A 23,419-nucleotide genomic window follows, 5' to 3' on the forward strand; every position below is an offset into this window, starting at 1 on the left:
TTATTATTCAGCAGGTTATCCATTCTCACATTAGATAATCCTACTTTTCGGACTGCAAAATTATGAAATATTTTTGAAATAGCAAACGGAATATGTTGATTTTTAAATAAATTAAGGCAAACTATCATCAAAAGACTGCGGAATTTTAAACACACCGTCTCTATTATCGAATGGTACAACAATTTTATCCAGAATTTGATCCTTATCTTCTTTTAAGCAACTTTTCTTTACAAGTTGCAAATCGTACACCGACTTATCTGATGGAAGAAACGCATACTGAACATTATAACAAAATCTGGTTCCATCTGAATTATCATCCCAATCTCCGTAAGAATATTCTGTAGTAACAGTGCAAACCTTTTTTAATTTATTCTGGCTGAAAATAACCAAATCATCATAAAATAAAGTTCCCATATGAGTTTGTCCGCCTGATAAAGCAAAGCATACCGTCTCTTTACCAATAACAGTAAAGCTATGCAATGAACCGGAATTCCCATACATTCCACCACTTCATGCTTCGATCATAAAATCGGCAGTTTCCCAATTCTTACCATTGAATCGGAATATGAACAGATCGCAATATCCTGTAGATGCGCCTGCAAAAGGATATTGATTTTCTACTACTAAAGCAGCAAATTTTTCTCTTCCTATTACAAAACGTTTGATATCTGATCTTGAAAGCTGTATTTCATCATCCATTTCTTCTAAAGGTTTCATATTCATCGTATCATAGACAGGTTTTAAAAGATTATCTACAATTCCCGAAGTTAAAGTTGTATCTACGGCTATTACAACATTTTGTTTTTGAGGTGACGGAGAATTGACCGATGGCGGTGAAGAAGTTTCTTTTTTACAATTTATTGCAGACAAAAGAAGCAATGTTAAGAATACATATAATGAAATAGTTCGAATCATCATCAAATATATTAAAAAAGAAAAAGACCATTCTTTCGAATAGTCTTTTTAAATTATTTTTTAAAGCTTTTACACTTTTTCTACCTGCATATAGCTAAGCTCCATAGGAGTTTTTCTACCGAAGATAAGTACAGAAACTTCAATTTTCTTTTTATCTTCAAGAATTTTCTCAACAGTTCCGTTGAATCCGTTGAATGGTCCGTCTATTACTTTAACGTTTTCACCCACTACATAAGGGATTTCAACATCGCTTGCAAATTCAGAAAGTTCATCCATTCTTCCCAACATTCTGTTTACCTCAGATTTTCTCATCGGAACAGGATCTCCTCCTTTTGTTAAGCTTAAGAAAGAAATAACTCCCGGAATGTTTTTGATAACGTGAGGAATCTCTCCCATCAAATCAGCTTCAATCATTAAGTATCCAGGATAGTAAGGTCTTTCTTTAGGAACTTTTTTACCGTTTCTGATCTGAATAACCTTTTCCATAGGAATAACTACCTGAGTAACGTACTGCTCAAAGCCTAAACGCTTGATTTCCGTCTCAATGTAGTTTTTCACTTTATTTTCCTGTCCGCTGATCGCTTTCAGCACATACCATTTCAATTCGCTCATTATTGGGAAAATACTTTTATTATTAATTGAACAAGTTGATTAGCATTCCAATGATGTTGCTGATTGCTTTAGAAAACAATTCATCAACTCCAAAAGTAAATAACGCCAAGATCACTGTTGCAACAGTTACTACAATTGTAGAAGATTGCAGATCAGACCACTTTGGCCATTCAACTTTATGTCTGAATTCGTTATAAGAACCTTTTAAAAAATCGACAAATGAACTCATAATTGTTATTTGCACGGGCACAAGGATTCGAACCCTGATCAACGGTTTTGGAGACCGGTATCCTACCATTGGACGATGCCCGTAGTTAAAAAAAGCCTCCGTAAAGAAGTTCCTTACGGAAGCTTTTATATTGTGTTAGATGATTAGTCTAAGATTTCAGTTACCTGACCTGAACCAACTGTTCTACCTCCTTCTCTGATCGCGAATCTAAGACCCTCGTTAAGAGCGATTGGTTGTAACAATTCTACAGTGATCTCTAAGTTATCACCAGGCATTACCATTTCTACACCTTCTGGTAAGAAGATCTCACCTGTAACGTCAGTAGTTCTTACGTAGAACTGAGGACGGTATTTGTTGTGGAATGGAGTGTGACGTCCGCCTTCTTCTTTAGAAAGGATATAAACAGATGCTTTGAATTTTTTGTGTGGCTTCACAGAGTCTTTCTTAGCGATAACCATACCTCTCTTGATGTCAGTTTTTTCAATACCTCTCAACAATAGACCTACGTTATCACCAGCTTCACCTCTGTCTAGGATTTTTCTGAACATCTCAACCCCTGTAATTGTAGAAGTTAATTTTTCATCACCCATACCTACGATGTCTACAGGATCACCAGTGTTGATGATACCAGCCTCGATTCTACCAGTTGCTACAGTACCTCTACCTGTAATAGAGAATACGTCTTCGATTGGCATCAAGAATGGCTTATCTGTATCTCTTGTTGGCTCTTCGATCCACTCATCAACAGCATCCATTAACTGCTCAACAGTTTTGAACCACTTGTCATCAGAGTTACCTTCAGTAGCAGCAGTAAGAGCTCCTAATGCAGAACCTTGGATAACTGGAGAGTTATCTCCATCGAATTCATAAGTAGATAATAAGTCTCTAAGCTCCATTTCAACAAGCTCTAACAACTCAGCATCATCTACCATGTCAACTTTATTCATGAAAACAACGATTCTTGGTACATTTACCTGACGGCAAAGTAGAATGTGTTCTCTTGTTTGAGGCATTGGTCCGTCAGTCGCAGCACATACCACGATAGCTCCATCCATCTGAGCAGCACCAGTTACCATGTTCTTTACATAATCCGCGTGACCTGGGCAGTCAACGTGAGCATAGTGTCTTTTCTCAGTTTCGTATTCGATGTGAGCTGTATTGATAGTAATACCTCTTTCTTTTTCTTCTGGAGCAGAGTCAATTGCAGAGAAGTCTTTTTTCTCAGCAAGACCTTTGCTAGCTAATACAGCAGAAATAGCAGCTGTAAGAGTAGTTTTACCATGGTCAACGTGACCAATAGTACCAATGTTCAAGTGTGGTTTGTTACGATTAAACGTTTCCTTTGCCATGATTTAAAATTATTTATTTATTGTTTTTCAAATTTTCGGTGTGCAAATATAATGAATTTTTAAATACCAAAACCTTTTTATTAAAAAAAGTTTTAATATTCAAATCCAATGAAGTACAAACCTTATATTTCAATGTATTGAGATTGCAAATTTACACAAATTTCTCAATTTAGAAAATCCGGAATAAACCTTTTAGCCAAAATATAAACTATCTCTTTAATTATGAATGCAATAAAATTGACTAAAGAATAATATTCAGAAAAAATTACAGTACGCCAAAACCATAATTTATCTTTTATCGTAGATAGAATTACGAACCATTAAAAATAATATATTATGAGAAAATTATTACATTTATGTACCGTACTGTTCAGCACCATCATCTTATTTTCGTGTGATGATTCCGATGATATGATGTCCACAGACATGAATATGCCTGTTCAGGGACCCGATCTTATGGCTTACGGACTTACGGCGAACAACGAACTTGTTGCCTTCAATGCCAACAATCCCAAAATGTTTACTTCTAAAACCGCTGTTACAGGAGTAGTTTCAGGCGAAAAACTGATGAGTATCGATTTCAGACCTGCAACAGGAGAGCTTTACGCTTTATCCAGTGCAAGTAAGCTTTATATCATCAACACTTCCAACGCTTCCGCAAGAGCGGTAAGCACAACAGCATTTTCACCGGCTGTTTCAGGAACAATTGCGTCAATTGATTTTAATCCTACCGTAGACAGAATTCGTTTAGTAAGCAATACAGGGCAGAATTTAAGACTTCATCCGGAAACAGGAGCGGTTGCTGCAACCGATATGAACATTAACGGAGGCGGAACTCCTGCTGTAACAGGGGTTGCTTATACCAACAGCAAATCCGGAGCTACAAGTACGGTTCTGTATGATATTGATATGACTTCCGGAAAGTTATTTAAGCAGGATCCTCCGAACAACGGAACATTGGTAGAAGTCGGAAGTTTGGGAACTACTTTTACAGGACAGGCTGCTTTTGATATTAAATATGATAACGGTGTAGCATTATTAGCTTTAAACAGCAACCTGCATTTATTGGATCTGAGTACAGGTAAAGCAACCAACATCGGGATGCTTCAGCAGCAGATCATTGATCTTGCGATTCCTACAGAACCGGTTGCTTACGCAGTAGATAATTCAAACAACCTTCAGATTTTCAATCCGAACAGTCCGATGCCGGTTTCAAAGGGAATTACGGGACTTCAGAGTGGTGAAAGTATTTTAGGAATAGATTTCAGACCTTTGAACGGACAGCTTTATGCTTTAGGAAGTTCAAGCAGACTTTATACTATTAATTTAGGAACAGGAGCTGCAACCGCAGTGGGAACTTCTCCTTTTGCTACGCTACTTACGGGAACAGATTTCGGGTTTGATTTTAATCCGACCGTTGATAAGATCAGAGTCGTAAGCAATACGGGACAAAATCTACGTCTTGATCCTGTAACAGGCGGAATAACGGCAGCAGACGGAATGCTGAATCCGGGAACTCCAATGATCGGAGCGGCTGCTTATACCAATAATTTTGCAGGAGCTACTTCAACAACTTTATTCGTTATCGATCATAATACAGACAAATTGTATCAACAAAATCCTCCGAATAACGGAACTTTGGTAGAAACAGGTTCTTTAGGAATCAATATTACCAGTGCGAACGGTTTCGATATCGGAAGCATGAGCCAAAAAGCATATTTATTGGCAACAGTAGGAACGGCAACGAAAGTATACAGTATCAATACTTCTACGGGAGCTGCAACTGCAGTTTCAGATTTCCCAAATGCAGCAAGAGGTTTTGCTGTGGGATTAGGATTCTAAACTCATAATAATTATTTCAATAGCGAGAATCGCGGAAAACTTTGTTTTCCGCGATTCTTTTTTAACCGAATGTTTATTTGCCACAAAGGCAAAAAATTTCGAAAATATATTGATAGTTTATTATTAAGGTAAAGAAAAGAAAACATAAACTCTTTCTTTAAAGTTTTAGTTATCTTATTTAAATATCTTTTGCCACCTGTGATTAAATAAAAGGTTAAAGTAAAACTTGTCTAAATTTTTATCGCAAAAGATTGTAATCCTTTAGTTGTTTAAGTTTACTACTTAAATGGAAAAAAGAGCACATAAGTTTAAAAAAAATCAAAGATTTTTTCTCTTTGCAGACTTTTGAAATACTTTAAATAAATCCAATAAAGTCTTTTGTCTCTTCTGCGGTTAAATTTAAAATGAGTTTAAAATATAATTGAAAGAAATGATCAGATCTGTTGAGATTTTTTAGTTCGGTTGAAAATCCAGAAAATAATCGGGAAAATCAGCAGGGTTAAAACAGTTGCCGTTATTAATCCGCCGATAATGACGATTGCCAAAGGTTTTTGGGATTCTGATCCGATTCCTGTGGATAAAGCAGCAGGCATTAATCCGATGGATGCCATTAAAGCCGTCATAATCACAGGACGCGTTCTGGATTTCACCCCATTCAGAAGTGAGCTGTCCAGATCCATTCCGTTTTTAACATTCTGATGAAATTCTGTGATGAGGATGACTCCGTTCTGAATACAGATTCCCAAAAGGGCAATCATTCCGACTCCGGCTGAAATTCCGAAATTAATTCCGGTAACGTGCAGTGCGATAATTCCGCCGATTAGCGCAAAAGGTACGTTTGCCAAAACCAGTAAAGAATCTTTCATATTTCCGAAAAGGATAAATAAAAGGAAGAAAATTCCTAAAATACTGATCGGAACAACCTGCGCCAATCGTTTTGAAGCTCTCTGCTGATTTTCAAACTGACCGGTCCATCCTACAGAATATCCGTCCGGAAGATCAATTTTAGAAACCGCTTTCTGCGCATCGGCAATCGTACTTCCCAAATCACGGTCGCGGATGGAAAATTTAATCCCGATATATCTTTTAATATCATCTCTGTAAATAAATGCAGCTCCGTTGTCTTTTTCAATCGTGCTGATTTCTTTTAACGGAATTTTAGCACCGTCCTGCGTAGGAACCATTAAGGCTGCAATATCATTTTCATCTTTTCTGTACTCCTGCGAATAACGGAGACGGATCGGGAATTTTCTTTCGCCGTCAAACATTTCCGAAGCGGTTTTACCTCCGAAAGCCATCTCCAGAACCGACTGCGCATCATCGGGCATTACTCCGTAAGCCGCCATTTTATCTCTGTCGAGCACTACACTTACTTCCGGCTGACCGATATTTTTAATAATTCCGGCATCTTTTACGCCTTTAATATCCTTTACCTCCTTTAAAACTTTTTCAGCAAGTATATCCAAAGTCTGAAGATTATCTCCGTAAATTTTAATTCCGTTTTCTGCCTTGAAACCGGCAACTGCTTCAGCCACATTGTCTGAAATCGGCTGGGAATAATTGAATGTAATTCCCTGATAATTTCTTAATTTTTTATCGATTTCTTCAATCAGTTCTTCATAGGTGATGTTCCGTTTCCATTCTTCTTTGGGTTTAAGATTCACGGCAAACTGTACGAACCCAAAACCATTCGGGTCGGTTCCGTCATTACTTCTTCCCGTCTGCGCGAGAACATCTGTAACTTCCGGAAAACTCATAATGTCTTTCTTGAGAAGATCGGCTGTATTTAAAGATTCTTTTAATGATGAACTCATCGGCATTTCGGCGGTAATCCACAATGAACCTTCATTTAACTGCGGTAAAAATTCGGTTCCTAAAAATTTCCCTGAAAATAAAGTCACCGCTAAAAACGACAGAGAAACAATTAAGCTGAGTTTTTTATGTTTAAAAGTAAAATTGAATCCTTTTAAAACAATTCTGTCCCAGAAATTCACGAACGGATTATTTTTTTCCTTTACATTTTTATTTAAAAGGATGTGCGAAAGTACCGGAACGAGCGTTAAAGTGAAAATCAAAGCGCCCATTAAAGCAAAACCTAACGTAAAAGCCAATGGCGAAAACATTTTTCCTTCCACTTTCTGGAATGAAAAAATGGGGATCAGGGAAGTAATGATAATCAATTTTGAAAAGAAGATTGCCTTTCCAAGACCTGTTCCCGTCTGTTTGATCCAGCCTGCTTTTGCCAGTTTATTGAATTTTTCATCACCGTATTTGTGGGCTTTATGGTCGAGCATCACAAAAAGTCCTTCTACCATGACGACCGCTCCGTCGATGATAATTCCGAAATCTACCGCGCCGAGTGAAAGTAAATTTGCGCTCATTCCCGCGAGTTTCAGACATAAAAAGGCAAATAATAAGGATAAAGGAATGATGATGGAAACGATAAGCGTTGTTCTCCAGTCTGCCATGAAAATCAAAACAATTACCGTAACCAGAACAATCCCTTCAATAAGGTTGTGCATTACGGTGTGTGTAGTGAAATCCATCAGATTATCACGATCGTAAAAAGTGACCATTTTTACATCTTTCGGCAGCACTTTTTCGTTGAGTTCTTTAATTTTTGCTTTTACGCCGACCAAAACTTCACGCGGATTTTCTCCTTTCCGCATCACGACAATTCCTTCAACAGTGTCTTCCTGATGATTAAGTCCCGCCTGTCCTACTCTCGGCATCGAGCTTTCGTGTACTTCTGCAACATTTTTAACAAGAACAGGGTTTCCGCTGTCGTTCTGGATGGTAATATTTCCGATATCGGCAACAGATTTCACCAGACCGATTCCACGCACCACATAAGCCTGTCCGTTTTTCTCTATAACATCACCGCCGACATTCAAATTACTTTTTGTAACGGCATCGTACACCTGAAGCGGTGTAAGATTATATTTATCCAATGCTCTCGGATCGATGCTTAATTCGAACACTTTGTCCTGACCTCCGAAAACGTTGATGTCTGCAACACCGGGAACTCCTCTCAAAGCACGGTCGATTACCCAGTTTTGTAAGGTTAACAGTTCTCTGGAATCTTTGGTTTTGCTTTGTAAAGTATACCTGAAAATTTCTCCGGTCGGTCCGTAAGGCGGCTGTACTTCGGGATTCACTTCATCGGGAAGACTCACGGTTCGAAGCTGATTATTCACCTGATTTCTGGCAAAAATATCGTCTACTCCATCGTCAAAAAGAATCTTAACTATGGAAAGTCCGAACATCGTGGTACTTCTTACACTGGTTTTCTTCTGAACCGGACTCATGGCCAATTCAATAGGTGTGGTAACGAAACGTTCTACTTCTTCGGCACTTCTCCCGTTCCATTGGGTGATGATGACAATCTGGGTATTGGTAACATCGGGAAAGGCTTCAATGGGCATGTTCTTGAAACTTATGAATCCCGAAACCGCCAGAATCGCCACCCAAATAAAGGTGAATGCTTTATTTTTTAACGAAAAAGCAATGATATTTTTAATGAATTTGTTCATGATGGATTTTTTGATGACCTAAAAAAGTCGTTGAATTCTTTTAACGCAAAAGAGCGCAATGATTTTTGTGACTATTTTCCTGCATATTTTCTTTCGCTCAGCGAAAAATCTTCTGATTTGAACCATTAAGGATATGTAAGGAGTTAAGAATTATTAAGAGATTTGCAAGCAAGATTGATAAGCTGAAATACTAATTTTTTAGATATTCTCTTTATTCAACTTAGCTTCTTAATTAAATCTTAATGGTTTAAATAAAATCAGCTATTCAAAGAGCGATAAATCAACAACTGATTGTTTGTGATTACCTGTTCTCCCTCGGATAAACCTTCGGAAACATAGGTAATGTCTCCTACCTGTTTCAGAACTTTTATTTCTTTCACTTTTACGTCGGTTCTGGATTTATAGATCACCACAAAACTTCTGTTGTCATCAAAAATCACGGCTTTGGAAGGAACTGTAAGTGCAGTTTTATTCTCCGAACTTGTTACTTTTATCGTTGCTTTGCTTTCCGGAATCAATAATCCATCCTGATTATCAAGTACTACTCTCGCCTGCATCGCATTGGTTTGAGGATCAATGATTTTGAAAATTTTATCAATCTTTCCATCAAAAACCTTATCCGGATACGATAATGTGGAAACCTGTGCTTTCATTCCGAGGCTGATTTTATCAATATCAGATTCATTCACGTTCATGATTGCCCAAACGTTGGTGGTATTGGCGACATCAAAAATATTATCGCTTCGGTCGCTTCTGAGCTGCATATCCTTATTGATGTTTTTCTGCACAATATATCCGCTGATTGGCGCAACAACGCTGTAGATATTTCCTTTTTTTACATTATACACTGTACTCACTGCACTTGCCCGCTGCAACTGATCCTGTGCTTTCTGAAGCTGGCTTTTGGCTTCCAGAACGTCTCTTTCGGTATTCAGTTTTCCTTCGTACATTTCTTTGGCAACGCGAAGATTGTTCTGAGCAACGACCAAATCTGTTTTTGCATCGCTCACATCTTTCTGCACTTCCGCCAATTCTGTACTTCGTATGGTGGCGAGAACCTGACCTTTCGTTACATGATCGCCCAGTTCAACATTAACGCTTAAAACATTTCCGCCGACCAAAGGATAGACATCGATGTAGCTGTTTTTGTCTGCTGAAATCTTTCCGTAGAAATTGTAATCGTCTTCTATATATTTTTTTTCAACTTTTGCTAAATCGATTGAATTCAGCATCGTGTTGCTCAGTTCAAAACCTTTTTTTGCCTGCGGTTTTGCTTCTTCCTCTTTTTTGGAGCAGGATAAAACAGACAGGGCAATCATTACCGGAATTATATAATTTTTCATGTTTAATAGAAGATTTTCGTTTGTACTAGTTGATTCAATTGTTCTGCAGACTGCATGATCCCATTTTTCATATCATAAATCTGAAGTGCCGTTTCGCGGTAACTGTCCATAAAGTCTGTAAATTCAATAAGACTGATGTTGCCTTTCCTGAAATTATTCAGCATCCCGTTGTAGACCAGTTCCATATTATTAAGATCGGTAGATTTAATCTGGCTGAGCTGATCGTATTGTGTTTTCCATATTTTGTAAGCCGACTGTACTTTTGTTTCGAGATTCAGTTTCTGAAATTCTGCATTTTTCTGATTCTGCTGAATGGCAAAATTGGCTTTATCCACATTTCCTTTATTGGATTTCCAAAGCGGAAGAGGAATTCCGACCATCAGATTAACTTCATTTTTGAAGGTTCCGCCATTCTGATCCCACCCTGCTCCGAGATTAAGATCAGGAACGTTTAAAGATTTCTGCCATTGTGCATACAGTTTACTGTTGTCGATTAATTTTAAATTATATTGATAATCGGCATTGTTTTCGAGTGCTTTTTTCTGAAGTTCCGTTTCGTCGCCAAAAGGCTGAGCGGCAAGAATTTCTTTCGCTTCGGAATCGGAAAGCTGCGGTTCTATATCTTCAGTAACTCCTGTAAGAAGTTTCAGAGTCTGTTCAAATTCAAGAATATTTTTATTGATTCCTACTTTATCGTTATTTAACTGAATGACAATACTCTGTAATCGGACTTCATCTTTCAGCGAAACATTTCCTTTGGCAGACTGTATTTTGTAGGCAGCCAGAAGATCGTTCATGTAACCCAATTGCTTATTGGTATTGTCGAGTTTTAGCTTTTCGTAGTAAAGTTCAAAGTAAGTGGAACGAAGCTGGGATTTGAGATCTACCAAAAGCTGGGCAAACTGAAGCTGCGCCAGTTCCTTATTGGATTTTGCGAAGGCAATTTCATTCTTTTTTTTGCCCCCCATGTAAATTAACTGGGTTACCTGCGCTCCTTTTGCATGTCCCGCATCGAAAACTTTTCTGTCTTCGGGGTTGTAAGCATTGATTTGTCCGCTTAACTGCGGAAGTTCCCAGATTTTAGCCTGCAAAATATCTGCATCAGCCATGTTGATGTTGTACTGTTCGGCGAGCAGTTGTAAATTGTTCTTCTGGAAAGCTTCTTCGCAATCCCGAAGCGACATTTGCTGTTGTGCCGTCATGAATGAGGAAATGACGATGAACAGCCCTGCAAATTTGTTCATTTTATTGATTTTATGATACAAAAATGCCTTTCTGCTATTAAAATGCTCTTAAAGAATGCTTAAAAAAAAATTAAATTTGTTAAGCAACAATCCATAATTCTCTCATTTAAATTAAGTTATGAGTTCATTATAGTATCAATTCAACTCATGTAAACGCTAAGATTGCAAAGATTTATTTAAAATTTTGGGGAATATTTTCGTTCGCAAGAACCGAACTACGTAAATGTTTTTAGATTAATTTAAAAAATTATTTCACAAAAATCACACTGAACTTATTAAGGAGATCTGCAGGAGAAGTATAGGTAATTTTAGCGCCGTGATATTCGAGAATTCGTTTAACGATTCTTAAACCCAATCCGGAACCTGAAATATTCTGAGAATTTTTTCCTCTTTTAAAGGCTTCAAAAAGTTTTGTCTGTTCTTCTTTCGGAATGGTGTTTCCATGGGAAATGACATCAACAATCAGATGTTCGTCATTTTCTTTAATCAATACATCCACTTCCACATCATCGGAATAGATGGCTGCATTTTTAAATAAGTTGATGAAAACAATATCGAGTAAAGACTGAATTCCTTTAATGGTTAAAAGTGCATCTTCAGAAGTATCTTCGGAAATAAGAAAATCCAGTTTTAATTTCGGATAGCTTTTTTCAACCGCTTCAAAAGATTCGAAAATGACTTCATCAATTCTCACTTCTTCGTAAATACTTTGGATATTTTCCCTGTCGAATTTGGTAAGCAGCAAAAGTGAATTGGTAAGATCCGAAAGCTGATACACATCCCTTTGAATCTGCCGTAAGGAAGATAAAGTTTCAGGAGAATGCTGCCCGAATTTTATTAAATTTTCAAGCTGAAAAGCCATTCTTGTAATAGGAGTCCGTATTTCGTGAGAAGCACTTGCGGTAAAATCTTTCTGCGACTGGAAAACGTCGTCCAGCCTCCCAATCATTGTGTTAAACGATTTTGCCAGAACATCAATCTCATCATTAGAATTACGAACCGGAATCTGTGTTGTTAATTTATGTGCCGTAACTTCAGAAATTTCCTGATTAAGATCTTCCAGAGGTTTTAAAAACTGCCCCATGAAATAATAACTGAAAAAACCGATGAGAAGCGCACTCATCACATAAGCTGTTATTAAAAGATACTTAAGATACGCCAGTTTTGATTTTCCGTTGGTGTCGAAAGCACTTGTTAAAATATAATAGTTTTCTCCGTTGATGGTTCTTAATGCCGCATAAATTTCAGGAACCGTCTTTTCGGAATAGATTACTTTTTTTTCGTCGAGTTCTTTCAAAAGTTCATTATCCCAGGTTACATTGCGGTCTTTAATGGTACTGTAGATCAATTCTTTCTGCCCATTAAAAATTAATATGGTTTCATTTAAAAGAATGTTATCTGAATTTTCATTAAAAAAGACAGGCGCTTCTTCTTCAAAATCTTTAGACTTGGCAATGAAATGGGAAGTGAACTCCAGTCTCTGCCTGAATCTTTCTTTGAATTCTTCTCTGCGGAAATCATTAAAAGACATATAAATAACTACCATTACAATAGCAAAAAGCAATGAAAAGGCAATACTGAGATTGAGCGCGATCTTCCTTTTTAGAGACATTCTATAACGGGCTTAGATAATATCCGAAACCGGAACGGGTGTGGATAAGTTTTACTTTAAAATCTTTATCGATCTTCTTTCGTAAAAAATTGATGTAGACTTCCACGGTATTGGTGTTCGTATTAAAATTATGTTCCCAAACGTGTTCCGTGATCTGCTGCTTGGAAACCGTTCTTCCCTGCGCTTCGGCAAGATAAACCAACAACTGAAATTCTTTCAGGGTAAGATTGATTTCATTTCCGCCACGATAGACTTTCTGTTCGGTTTTATTTACTATCAGATCATCGATTCTGATAATTTCCTGATCCATATTCTCAGAAGGCGCTTTTCTTCTCAGCAAAGAATTCATGCGCAACAATAATTCCTCAAACTGAAACGGTTTTACCAGATAATCATCCGCCAAACGGGTAAAGGCGTCTTTTTTATCCGAAAGGTCTCCGTAAGCCGAAATAATAATGATGGGCGTGTTTTTATCGAAAGAACGGATGGTCTGACAAACGTCCAGTCCGTTAATTTTCGGAACATTGATGTCCAGAAGATACAAATCGTAGGAACTGTTCCTGATCTGGCGAAGAAATGTTTCACCGTCGTAGATTTTATCGCAGGTAAAATTATTTGACTCCAGAAATTTGCAAAGTTCCGCTGAAAGAATTAAATCGTCTTCCAATAAAAGAATGTTCATCGAAAATTATTTTATACGAATGTAACGAAATTTTTGGTGATTGTAAAGAAATTGAATGAGGGAGGAATTACTTTTAATTGAATTTTAAGATTTGTATTGAATGCTTCTGAAAATTTTTATCCTGAAAAATCAAACGAATTCGAATTGCTTTTTTATGCAGAGTGTTTAACAGAATCTAGAAGGTAAGTCTCGCTATTTTTAATTTTCCCGAGAGTTTTTAAAATTTCAGACAAATTTCAGACATGAAATAAAGACATAAAAAAATCCCGAAGAAATCGGGATAAAATGAGAGCCAACTACGGGACTTGAACCCGTGACCTCTTCCTTACCAAGGAAGCACTCTACCGCTGAGCTAAGTCGGCTTAAAATAAAAAATCACACCAGAAAGCGTGATTTTTATTGAGCGGAAGACGGGGGTCGAACCCGCGACATTCAGCTTGGAAGGCTGACGCTCTACCAACTGAGCTACTTCCGCAATTTTGTTTCCAAAATTATTGGTAACGCTGTGCAAACTTAAGAAAAATCCTTTATTTGTGCAACTTTTTTCTAATATAAAATGTGGGGAGAGCAGGATTCGAACCTACGAAGCCGAAGCAACTGAGTTACAGTCAGTCCCATTTAGCCACTCTGGAATCTCCCCAGATATTTTATATTAATTGAGCTTCCAGAGGGATTCGAACCCACGACCCCGAGATTACAAATCACGTGCTCTGGCCAACTGAGCTATGGAAGCATTTTAATACATGGACTGAACGTTGTGAGAAACTCTACTCTACACCATTTCAGTAGTAAAAAATCACGCTTTTTACGAGTGTGATATTTGAGCGGAAGACGGGGGTCGAACCCGCGACATTCAGCTTGGAAGGCTGACGCTCTACCAACTGAGCTACTTCCGCAATTTTGTTTCCAAAATTATTGGTAACGCTGTGCAAACTTAAGAAAAATCCTTTATTTGTGCAACTTTTTTCTAATATAAAATGTGGGGAGAGCAGGATTCGAACCTACGAAGCCGAAGCAACTGAGTTACAGTCAGTCCCATTTAGCCACTCTGGAATCTCCCCAGATATTTTATATTAATTGAGCTTCCAGAGGGATTCGAACCCACGACCCCGAGATTACAAATCACGTGCTCTGGCCAACTGAGCTATGGAAGCATTATTAAAAAAGAATTCAAAAGATCGCTGTTCCCTTTTTGCGAGTGCAAATATAGAACGGATTTTTTGAATTCTCAAATTTTTTAATAACTTTTTTTAACTTTTTTTTCTAAGCCATTTCTTTTTTCTTGATTAATAGCTTTTTAGCAGTATCAACGCATAGGTCTAAACTTTCTTCAAAACTTGCAGAGGTCTTCTTTACTACAATATCGTCTCCCGGAACCGACAGAATAATCTCGGCAGTTTTGTTTGCTTTATCCGAGTTGTTTTCTACTTTTAAAAATATTTTACACTCCTGAATTTTGTCATAAAAAGTATCCAGTTTGCTTACTTTTTTTTCAATGTGTGATTCTAGTGGTTCGTGTGGAGTTAAACCAATTGATTGTACTGTGATCTTCATAATTCGTCATTTTTTGAGGCTCTTGGATGAGCCCGATTAAACACTTTTTTCAATTGTTCAATATTGGCATTCGTGTAGACTTGAGTACTTGCAAGGCTGGAATGTCCTAATATTTTTTTTACTTTAGAGATCTCTGCCCCATTATCCAAAACGTGTGTAGCAAAGCTGTGACGAAGGATGTGAGGACTTCTTTTTTCTTTTGTTGTTACAAGACTAAGGTACTTATTAACGACCACATAAACAAATTTTTCAGTGAGTTTTTTGCCTTTGGTATTGACAAAAAAATATAAATCATGTTCAGGCAGTGGTTTCCTTATTTTCAAATAACTTTTAAGCAGATCCGAAAGTTCTCCGGAGATGGGGATGTATCTTTCTTTGTTTCCCTTTCCTATTATTTTCAGTTCGTTTCCGCTAAGGTTTACATTTTCAAAAGTCATACCACAAAGCTCTGCTTTCCGGATTCCCGTCTGATAAAGCACCTCAACGATACATTTATCCAGAATATCGTTAATTTCTTCAAAAACCTGATCATTAAGTGTTTGCATTTCTTCTTTTGATATCGGAATCTGCTTTTCGGGATAAAATTTTAATGAAGAAATACTTTCTGTGGGAGAAATTTTTATTTCACCAATTTTTAAAAGAAATAGGTAAAAGCTTCGAAGCGAAGACAATTTTCTATTGATACTCCGTTTGGAAATATCATTTTCGCTCAGCTCTACGATAAAATTTCTGATTATTTTTTTGTCGGCTTTGGAAATATCTTCCGAAGCTTCTGTCTTCAGGAAGAAATGGGAAAAATCTTCAAGGTCTTTTCGGTAGCTTGTAATGGTGTGAGGAGAATATCTCTTCTCGAACTGTAAATATTCCAGGAATTTGTCCAGCATCATTTAGTATATAAAAACAAAAATTCACTCTTCAAATATAAACATTTAAAGAGTGAATTTAGTATGTGTGTAAGAAAATTCTTAAGCCTGTTCTTCTTTGCTAAGATTTCTTTGCTTGTGAGCAGCCTTTAATCTAGCTTGTCTTAAAGTTACAGAAGGCTTGATAAATTGTTGTCTAGCTCTTAACTGACGAACTGTACCCGTTTTATCAAATTTTCTTTTATATTTTTTTAATGCTCTGTCGATAGACTCTCCGTCTTTTACTGGAATTATTAACATATATTACATCTCATTTTGGATTGCAAAAGTAATCATTATTTATGAAACCGCAAAACTTTATTCAATAAAAATCTTTAAAATCATGCAACTTAAATTTTCAAAATAATTTATTAATAAAAGCATTTAACATTTTATTCGTAATAATTTAAGTGTATTTATAAAAAATTATCCAACAAATTATATGGTTTTGCATTCTTTATTTATTTAGATTTGCAAATTATATTAAACTGCTTAAAACCAAACAGCTATGATCCTATCCCATTACTCCTTTTTTATAAGGACTTTTCTGCTTTCACAGCCTACAGAATCTAAGTTTTGATTTATTTCGAGTAAAACCATATTCCCTTCAACATGCTTAAAAAATTACTCTTTTCTATCGTAATGCTCTTTCCTGTTTTTGTGTTTTCACAGGAAGATTGCGTTTCCGCCATTACCGTCTGCGGAAATTCGGGCATTAATTATACTCCTGTAGGAATCGGCAACACCAATGAAACTCTGGGAGGATGCCTTTCTTACGAGAACCACTCGGTTTGGTATAAATTTACGATCGCCACCAGCGGAACGCTTACTTTTGACCTCGCTCCTACCGGACCGGTGGATTATGACTGGGCGATTTACGGACCGAATGTAACCTGCTCCAACAGAGGAACTCCGGTAAGATGTAACGCTTCCGGATATTATACCAATACAGGGATGAACATGACGAATACCAACACCTCATCCGGCGCAGGAAATACAGATCCTTACTGTAAATATATGGATGTCGTGGCGGGTGAGACATACTATTTATACATAGACAACTGGTCTACAACAGTTTACACCTTTAATTTAACATGGGGAGGAACGGCAACTTTCGTTTCACCATTCACCAATTCCACGATAGCTCCCAATCCTTTTATACCACCGGGAAATCCGGGATCAACGGCAAGTTCTCCGAGAGAAATAAATATTTGCGGAAGTTCTGCAACATTCAACTTCAGCTCATTATCTGCGGGAATATTGAATGGAAATCCTAATTTTTATGTTTCCTATTACAGTACAGCGAACAACGCAGCTACGGGAACAAATCCTATCACCACACCTATTACAGTCAATACAGGAACTACGTACTACTATAATATAAGCTATCAGGATCCGAATAATCCGAATAATTCTATTAACTCCTGTAAACAAACGAATGCTATCGTTTTTAAAGACAAAAGTATAACGGCATCTATAACTGCATCCTCCACAAAGTTATGTCCTAACGGAAATGTTACTTTAACATCGAACAATGCGACAGGCAACACATGGTCTACAGGAGCGACGACTCAGTCCATTACTGTAACTACACCCGGAAACTATACTTTAACGAGCAGCAACGGAATCTGTACAAGTCCACAAGCTTCCGTTACCATCACCCAGGACACAGATCCAAATGCTCAGATCAGCGGAAATCTGACATTGTGTGAAAATACTTCCACGATCCTTACTGCAACTTCAACGGGAACAGGAAACACCTATTCATGGTCTACCGGAGCTACAACTCCTTCAATTACCGTAACTGCTCCCGGAACGTATATAGTAACCGTAAAAACTCCGGCGAACTGTCAATACACAAAATCCGTAACAGTTGTACAGGGCGCGGTTCCTGTTGCTCAAAATGCGACTTTAACCAATTGCTCCAGTACAAGTACAGCAATTTTTAATTTAACAACCGCACAACCCAACATCAGTACGACTTCAGGAATTACTTTTGATTATTATGTGAATCAGGCAGATGCCATTGCCGGGAATACAAATACCATTGCGACGCCCACGGCTTACCCATCAGGAAACGCAACCGTTTATGTAAGAGTAAAAACAGCTACATGTTCCAAAGTAGTTTCACTTCAGCTCAATGTAACCCAGCTTGCCTCTCCAACGATTACAAGTTCATCTTTGACGATCTGTTTTGGCGGAAATGTAACGCTTACTTCAAGTGTTCCAACCGGAAATACATGGTCTACCGGAGCAACAACACAATCCATCACCGTTACATCCGGAGGAACTTATTCTTTAACCAACACCAACGGAATATGTACAAGTGCGCCGGTTTCAGTAACATTAACCGCAGAAAGCGATCCAAATCCTCAGATTATGGGAAATTTAATTGTCTGCGGGTCTCCGACAACCTTAACAGCAACGTCTAACGGAACAGGAAATACATATTCATGGTCTACAGGTGCCATAGGAAATTCAATTTCAGTTTCAACGCCGGGAACTTATACGGTGACTGTAAATACTCCTGCCAACTGCCAGTACACAAAATCTGTGACAGTAGTTCAGGGAGCAGTGCCTGTTGTACAAAATTCATCTTTAAGTGTCTGTTCAAATAACAATACCGGAACATTTAATTTAACATCAGCGCAACCGAACATCAGTACAACGACAGGAGTAACATTCAGTTATTATCTGAATCAGGCGGATGCATTGGCCGGAAACAGCAATACGATTGCAAATCCTTCGGCTTATATTTCAGGAAATGCTACGATTTATGTTTTGGTAAAATCAGGCTCGTGTTCGAAAATTGCAGAATTACAATTAATTGTTAATGTAAAACCAATTCCGACAATTACTGCTTCATCGAATGTAATCTGTAACAACAATCCTGTTACCCTTACTTCGGGTTCAGCAACAGGAAACACATGGTCAAACGGTGCAACGACACAGTCGATCAGCGTATCTGCTCCGGGAACCTATACTTTAACCTATAATAACGGAACCTGCACAAGCGATCCTGTTTCCGTTACGATCACTCAGGGAACAGATCCGAATGTTCAGATTTCCGGAAATTTAAATTTCTGCGAAGGTGCTTCAACCGTTTTAACAGCTAGTGCAAACGGAACGGGAAATACTTTTTCATGGTCAAACGGAGCCACAACTGCCACAACCACAGTAAATGCTTCCGGAATTTATACAGTAACGGTAACTACGCCGGACGGTTGTCAATATACAAGATCTGTAACCGTGACAATGGATCCGGCCATCGTCATTAATATTAATCCTCCGGCAGAAATTAACTGTACAAATGCTCAGGTTACTTTAAACGCAACGACTTCTGTTTATCAACCCGGATCTACTTTCTTATGGACCGCTGCAGGTGGGGGAAATATTGTTTCCGGAGCCAATACGTTAACACCGGTTGTTAATAATTCAGGAACTTATACTTTAACGATTACAAGCCCGACTTCCAACGGATGCGTAAAACAAGGTTCTGTAACGGTTATTAAAAATATCACAGCGCCGATCATCAGCGTTTCGGCACCAAAAATATCAATCTGTAAAGGTGAATCTATAGCTCTTACAGCAATTGGCGCTGCAACGTACACATGGACGGGATTAACAGGAAACGGCAACACACAGATTGTTTCCCCGACAACCACCACAACTTATACGGTAACAGGAATCGGAACAAACGGCTGTTCTGCGACGACTCCTGCTACAATTACCATCACGGTTGTTCCGGAAATTGTTTCTACGCTAAAAAATATTGAGATCTGTAAGGGTGACAAAGGTATTCTGGATGCAGGAAGCGGTCCGAATTACTCTTATTCATGGAATACCGGAGCAACTTCTCAAACCATCAACGTAGACACCGCGGGAACCTATTCGGTAACCATCAGTAACGGAGTCTGTTCTAAAACGTTTACTGCAACAGTAGGATATATTGTAACTCCTCAAATTAAAGAAATCACTTACAAAGATCCATTTTTAACGATTATTGTACAAAATAACGGAAATGTACCTATAGAGTATTCCATAGACGGAGGCGTAACGTGGCAGGCTTCCAACACTTTTCAGGTACTAAAAAACACAAAATATTCGATAAGGGTAAGAAACAGAGGAGCAACCTGCGATACCACGGCAGAATATTATACGTTCTTTATGGCAAACGTTATTACTCCGAACAGTGACGGAAGCAATGATGTGATTGATTTCAGCGAGATCAGCAAATACGGAAATTTTGAAGGGGGCATTTTCGACCGATACGGAAAAGAAGTTTTCCGACCGACCACTAAAACGCCGATCTGGGACGGAAAATACATCGGAAGACCTCTTCCTACAGGAACGTACTGGTATAAATTACAGTGGGAAGATAAAATCATTAAAAAGCCTGTTCAGCTTTCGGGATGGATTCTTTTGAAGAACAGGGATTGATGAGGTTGGAGTTAAGATTGAGATTAAGATTGAGATTGAGATTGAGATTGAGATTAAAATTGAGGAAAGGATTTAGATGAATTATAGAAGTGTCGGGTTTTTTCCGGCACTTTTTGTTTTTTGAGGGTTATTTTTTTGCTGTTCAGACTTTTGTTCTTTGCTTAAAAGTTTTTTTTTGCCTATCATTTACACTACCCACTTCTATCCTAGCCCTGATTGTAGAGAAAATCCCGGAATGGAGCGGCGGAGCGAAGCGGAGCCGCGTAATGAGGAATTGCAACGGAAAGCAGGATAAAGCTTCAAATAAAATACATGAAATCCCATTATTAAAATGACTGAAAGAATATGAACTGAATTTGAATAAAAGTGTTATCTTTGCATTCACTTTATTTATGGGGTTGACTGGTTTCGACAGCAAGGTCAATGGGTAAGTAAGCATGCAGAGAACCGTAGCGCGATCTCTATAATCCCTTGCTACAAAATTTTAACTGGCAACGAAGAGTTCGCTCTTGCAGCTTAATATCGAAGTATAGTAGATCAAGCGTTTCCCCGAAGATTTTAGTAAGGGAGCAAGATATTCCACAAATGCTCTGTTCTGCGGCGTTTGATTCTGGGATATAGGAATGCGGAAATAAGGCTTTAGACGCTTCGGCTAAAGCTCGAAAACCTCAGAAGATAAGCTGGAAGTTGGGTGTCTGCTCTCTGCTTCCCGTCGAAAACCAATAGCAGAATAAGCATGTAGAAAGCTTATGTATTGCTTGTTTGGACGAGGGTTCGAATCCCTCCAACTCCACAAAAGAGATTGTTTTCAGCAGTCTCTTTTTTATTTTTCAAATATTAAAGAGTTTTAGTTTTATTGCCCGCAACCTTCTTACTCCTGCTCTTTCGGTATTCCCAAGGCGAAACCGCATTCTTATCCATCCACAAACCAAGCTTTTTTGCTTTGGCGGTATCCTGTAACTTTTGCAGATCAATATTCTTAGAGGCTTTAAAATACCACCATCCGAAACCTGCCTTTATGATTTCTTCGGAAAGATATTTGTTATGATCATAAAAAATTTTGGCAACAGTTCTTTTGTATCGGTCTTTTGCCGTTCTGTAAAATGTAACTTTTTTGCCAAATACAGCATCACTGGTAAATTGTTTGGAATTTTTACCAAAAGCCTGACCTTTTTCAGGGCAATCGACTTCCGCAAGCCTTAAAGTTTCCTCGGTATTGTCGGATAATAACACAACTACCGTATCGCCGTCTTTTATCCTAATTACTTTACCTTCCGTCTGTGAAAAAATAAATATTGAGAATAAAAGAAACTGGATAAAAAGGATTTTTCTCATGAAAATAAAGAATATTTAAAGTAATAAATGAGCTGCAAAAGTAGTAATTATAGAACCTTGTGATAAAAAAATGATTTTTAGAAAGCCTAATTAGACAGATTATATATTGAACAAAAAAACTCACGAATAATAAACTTAAACAAGACAATGAAACGTTAAAATATAAACCCCTGAAAACGAAAACAATAAACCTACAAATTACAAAATACTCTTCTGTAAACCACAAAAAAGACTAAAAAAATGTTTTATCGTAAAGAATTTTATATATTTGCACCATCTAACAATTAAAAAAAAATTTACTATGTCAGACATTGCATCAAGAGTAAAAGCTATCATCGCTGATAAGCTTGACGTTGAAGAAACAGAAGTAACTCCAGAAGCTAGCTTCACTAACGATTTAGGAGCTGATTCTTTGGATACAGTTGAACTTATCATGGAATTTGAAAAAGAATTCAACATTCAAATCCCTGATGATCAAGCAGAAAAAATTACTACTGTAGGACACGCTATCGCTTATATCGAAGAAGTAGTAAATAAATAATATTCTTCAACAAATAAGAAAATTAAACAAAGTTTATGGAATTAAAAAGAGTAGTTGTAACCGGTTTTGGAGCAATAACACCAATTGGAAATAATGCAAAAGAATACTGGGAAAATCTTGTGAAAGGTGAGAGCGGTGCTGCTCCTATTACTCTTTTTGATGCCACAAACTTTAAAACTAAGTTCGCTTGCGAAGTTAAAAATTTCAATCCATTAGACCATTTCGACAAGAAAGAGGCTAAAAAAATGGATAGAAATACACAACTTGGGCTTGTTGCTGCAAGAGAAGCAGTAACCCACTCAAGAATTATTGAAGATAACGTAGGCAAAAACAGAGTCGGAGTAATCTGGGGTTCAGGTATAGGAGGTTTAGAGACTTTTGAGACTGAAGTTTTAGGATGGGCAAATACGGAAATTCCGAGATTCAACCCATTCTTTATTCCTAAAATGATTGCAGACATCACTCCGGGACATATTTCTATAGAATATGGTTTCCATGGTCCGAATTACACTACTGTTTCTGCATGTGCGTCTTCAGCAAACGCTTTAATTGATTCCAAAATGCTGATCCAGCTTGGAAAAGCAGACGTTATTGTGTGTGGAGGCTCAGAAGCAGCCGTTACAGCAAGTGGTGTCGGTGGTTTCAATGCAATGATGGCACTTTCTACAAGAAATGATGATCCGAAAACAGCTTCAAGACCTTTCGACAAAGACAGAGATGGATTTGTTCTTGGGGAAGGAGCAGGATGTATCATTCTTGAAGAATATGAGCACGCCGTAAAACGTGGTGCTACAATTTACGCAGAATTAAAAGGCGGCGGTCTGAGTGCAGATGCACATCACATGACAGCACCTCATCCTGAAGGTTTAGGCGCTTATCTCGTAATGAAGAACTGTTTGGAAGATGCAGGATTAACTGCTGATGAAGTAGATCACATCAATATGCATGGTACATCTACTCCATTAGGAGACATTGCAGAATCTAATGCCATTTCAAAATTATTGGGAGAACACGCTTTCGATATTCAGATTAATTCTACAAAATCAATGACCGGCCACCTTTTGGGTGCTGCAGGAGTTATTGAAGCTATTGCTGCGTTGGGAACTATTATTCATGGTATTGTTCCTCCTACCATCAACCATTTTACTGATGATGAAAATATCGATAGCAGACTGAATTTTACATTCAACGAAGCTGCTAAGAAAGATGTAAAAGTAGCCATGAGTAATACTTTTGGGTTTGGTGGGCACAATGCCTGCGTTCTATTTAAGAAAATCTAAATCTAC

At 37.8% G+C, this 23,419-nt stretch carries 18 protein-coding genes, 8 tRNA genes and 1 other RNA gene; 5 read left to right on the top strand and 22 right to left on the bottom strand.

The window, feature by feature from the left end; all coding sequences use genetic code 11:
- Positions 1 to 111: 111 nt before the first annotated feature.
- The 6 genes from H6W52_RS07930 to tuf form a co-directional block, all read right to left on the bottom strand.
- Positions 112 to 414 carry a hypothetical protein gene (locus H6W52_RS07930; RefSeq protein ID WP_116097676.1) on the bottom strand — a complete coding sequence of 101 codons (303 nt, stop codon included), beginning with the start codon at positions 412 to 414 and terminating at the stop codon, positions 112 to 114.
- A 96-nt stretch (positions 415 to 510) separates the two neighbouring features.
- The gene (locus H6W52_RS07935; protein WP_123891954.1) at positions 511 to 870 is read right to left on the bottom strand and encodes a hypothetical protein; all 360 of its coding nucleotides are present in this window, start codon (positions 868 to 870) and stop codon (positions 511 to 513) included.
- 114 nt (positions 871 to 984) lie between these two features.
- Positions 985 to 1,527, bottom strand: a complete 543-nt coding sequence (gene nusG, locus H6W52_RS07940; protein ID WP_002976412.1) for a transcription termination/antitermination protein NusG — start codon at positions 1,525 to 1,527, stop codon at positions 985 to 987.
- Positions 1,528 to 1,549: 22 nt separating this feature from the next.
- Positions 1,550 to 1,756, bottom strand: coding sequence for a preprotein translocase subunit SecE (gene secE, locus H6W52_RS07945; RefSeq protein ID WP_076390705.1), 207 nt, complete (start codon positions 1,754 to 1,756; stop codon positions 1,550 to 1,552).
- 12 nt (positions 1,757 to 1,768) lie between these two features.
- A tRNA-Trp gene (locus tag H6W52_RS07950) sits at positions 1,769 to 1,839 on the bottom strand.
- Between the two features lie 60 nt (positions 1,840 to 1,899).
- Positions 1,900 to 3,105, bottom strand: a complete 1,206-nt coding sequence (gene tuf / locus H6W52_RS07955) for an elongation factor Tu (RefSeq protein WP_072955499.1) — start codon at positions 3,103 to 3,105, stop codon at positions 1,900 to 1,902.
- Positions 3,106 to 3,441: 336 nt separating this feature from the next.
- Between tuf and H6W52_RS07960 the strand changes: the two genes are divergently transcribed.
- Positions 3,442 to 4,947 carry a DUF4394 domain-containing protein gene (locus H6W52_RS07960; RefSeq protein WP_116097680.1) on the top strand — a complete coding sequence of 502 codons (1,506 nt, stop codon included), beginning with the start codon at positions 3,442 to 3,444 and terminating at the stop codon, positions 4,945 to 4,947.
- A gap of 434 nt (positions 4,948 to 5,381) precedes the next feature.
- Here H6W52_RS07960 and H6W52_RS07965 read toward each other — a convergent pair whose 3' ends face one another.
- From H6W52_RS07965 to rpsU, 15 genes are all read right to left on the bottom strand, one after another.
- The gene (locus H6W52_RS07965; protein WP_116097682.1) at positions 5,382 to 8,480 is read right to left on the bottom strand and encodes an efflux RND transporter permease subunit; all 3,099 of its coding nucleotides are present in this window, start codon (positions 8,478 to 8,480) and stop codon (positions 5,382 to 5,384) included.
- Positions 8,481 to 8,737: 257 nt separating this feature from the next.
- On the bottom strand, positions 8,738 to 9,823 hold the full coding sequence (locus H6W52_RS07970) for an efflux RND transporter periplasmic adaptor subunit (RefSeq protein WP_116097684.1): 1,086 nt from the start codon (positions 9,821 to 9,823) through the stop codon (positions 8,738 to 8,740).
- A 2-nt stretch (positions 9,824 to 9,825) separates the two neighbouring features.
- The gene (locus tag H6W52_RS07975; protein ID WP_116097686.1) at positions 9,826 to 11,067 is read right to left on the bottom strand and encodes a TolC family protein; all 1,242 of its coding nucleotides are present in this window, start codon (positions 11,065 to 11,067) and stop codon (positions 9,826 to 9,828) included.
- Positions 11,068 to 11,314: 247 nt separating this feature from the next.
- Positions 11,315 to 12,679: an ATP-binding protein gene (locus tag H6W52_RS07980; protein WP_116097688.1), complete on the bottom strand. Its 1,365-nt coding sequence runs from the start codon at positions 12,677 to 12,679 to the stop codon at positions 11,315 to 11,317.
- Between the two features lies 1 nt (position 12,680).
- Complete coding sequence (locus H6W52_RS07985; protein ID WP_116097690.1) at positions 12,681 to 13,361, bottom strand: response regulator transcription factor; 681 nt, start codon at positions 13,359 to 13,361, stop codon at positions 12,681 to 12,683.
- Positions 13,362 to 13,651: 290 nt separating this feature from the next.
- Positions 13,652 to 13,723 (bottom strand) — tRNA-Thr (locus tag H6W52_RS07990).
- A 40-nt stretch (positions 13,724 to 13,763) separates the two neighbouring features.
- Positions 13,764 to 13,836, bottom strand: a tRNA-Gly gene (locus H6W52_RS07995).
- An 84-nt stretch (positions 13,837 to 13,920) separates the two neighbouring features.
- A tRNA-Tyr gene (locus tag H6W52_RS08000) sits at positions 13,921 to 14,001 on the bottom strand.
- 19 nt (positions 14,002 to 14,020) lie between these two features.
- A tRNA-Thr gene (locus H6W52_RS08005) sits at positions 14,021 to 14,094 on the bottom strand.
- A gap of 90 nt (positions 14,095 to 14,184) precedes the next feature.
- A tRNA-Gly gene (locus H6W52_RS08010) sits at positions 14,185 to 14,257 on the bottom strand.
- Between the two features lie 84 nt (positions 14,258 to 14,341).
- Positions 14,342 to 14,422 (bottom strand) — tRNA-Tyr (locus tag H6W52_RS08015).
- 19 nt (positions 14,423 to 14,441) lie between these two features.
- Positions 14,442 to 14,515: transfer RNA gene (locus tag H6W52_RS08020), tRNA-Thr, on the bottom strand.
- Positions 14,516 to 14,624: 109 nt separating this feature from the next.
- Entirely contained in the window at positions 14,625 to 14,915 is a 291-nt protein-coding gene (locus H6W52_RS08025) for an HPF/RaiA family ribosome-associated protein (RefSeq protein WP_116097692.1), read from the bottom strand.
- Complete coding sequence (locus H6W52_RS08030) at positions 14,912 to 15,799, bottom strand: tyrosine-type recombinase/integrase (protein ID WP_116097744.1); 888 nt, start codon at positions 15,797 to 15,799, stop codon at positions 14,912 to 14,914. The genes H6W52_RS08025 and H6W52_RS08030 overlap by 4 nt, the downstream gene beginning before the upstream one ends.
- Before the next feature lie 81 nt (positions 15,800 to 15,880).
- Positions 15,881 to 16,078: a 30S ribosomal protein S21 gene (gene rpsU / locus H6W52_RS08035; RefSeq protein ID WP_062697349.1), complete on the bottom strand. Its 198-nt coding sequence runs from the start codon at positions 16,076 to 16,078 to the stop codon at positions 15,881 to 15,883.
- Between the two features lie 351 nt (positions 16,079 to 16,429).
- On the opposite strand from rpsU, the gene H6W52_RS08040 reads away from it, so the two are divergent.
- Entirely contained in the window at positions 16,430 to 20,257 is a 3,828-nt protein-coding gene (locus H6W52_RS08040; protein WP_116097694.1) for a T9SS type B sorting domain-containing protein, read from the top strand.
- A gap of 394 nt (positions 20,258 to 20,651) precedes the next feature.
- Positions 20,652 to 21,053, top strand: a transfer-messenger RNA (tmRNA) gene (gene ssrA, locus H6W52_RS08045).
- A gap of 41 nt (positions 21,054 to 21,094) precedes the next feature.
- Here the strand turns inward: ssrA and H6W52_RS08050 are convergent.
- Positions 21,095 to 21,592: a thermonuclease family protein gene (locus H6W52_RS08050; RefSeq protein ID WP_116097696.1), complete on the bottom strand. Its 498-nt coding sequence runs from the start codon at positions 21,590 to 21,592 to the stop codon at positions 21,095 to 21,097.
- Positions 21,593 to 21,893: 301 nt separating this feature from the next.
- Between H6W52_RS08050 and H6W52_RS08055 the strand changes: the two genes are divergently transcribed.
- Positions 21,894 to 22,133, top strand: a complete 240-nt coding sequence (locus H6W52_RS08055) for an acyl carrier protein (protein ID WP_002976354.1) — start codon at positions 21,894 to 21,896, stop codon at positions 22,131 to 22,133.
- A gap of 35 nt (positions 22,134 to 22,168) precedes the next feature.
- Positions 22,169 to 23,413: a beta-ketoacyl-ACP synthase II gene (gene fabF / locus H6W52_RS08060; protein ID WP_116097698.1), complete on the top strand. Its 1,245-nt coding sequence runs from the start codon at positions 22,169 to 22,171 to the stop codon at positions 23,411 to 23,413.
- Positions 23,414 to 23,419: the final 6 nt, after the last annotated feature.

This window comes from Chryseobacterium sp. C2(2020), from assembly GCF_014218915.1.
Taxonomy (GTDB): Bacteria; Bacteroidota; Bacteroidia; order Flavobacteriales; family Weeksellaceae; genus Chryseobacterium; species Chryseobacterium mucoviscidosis.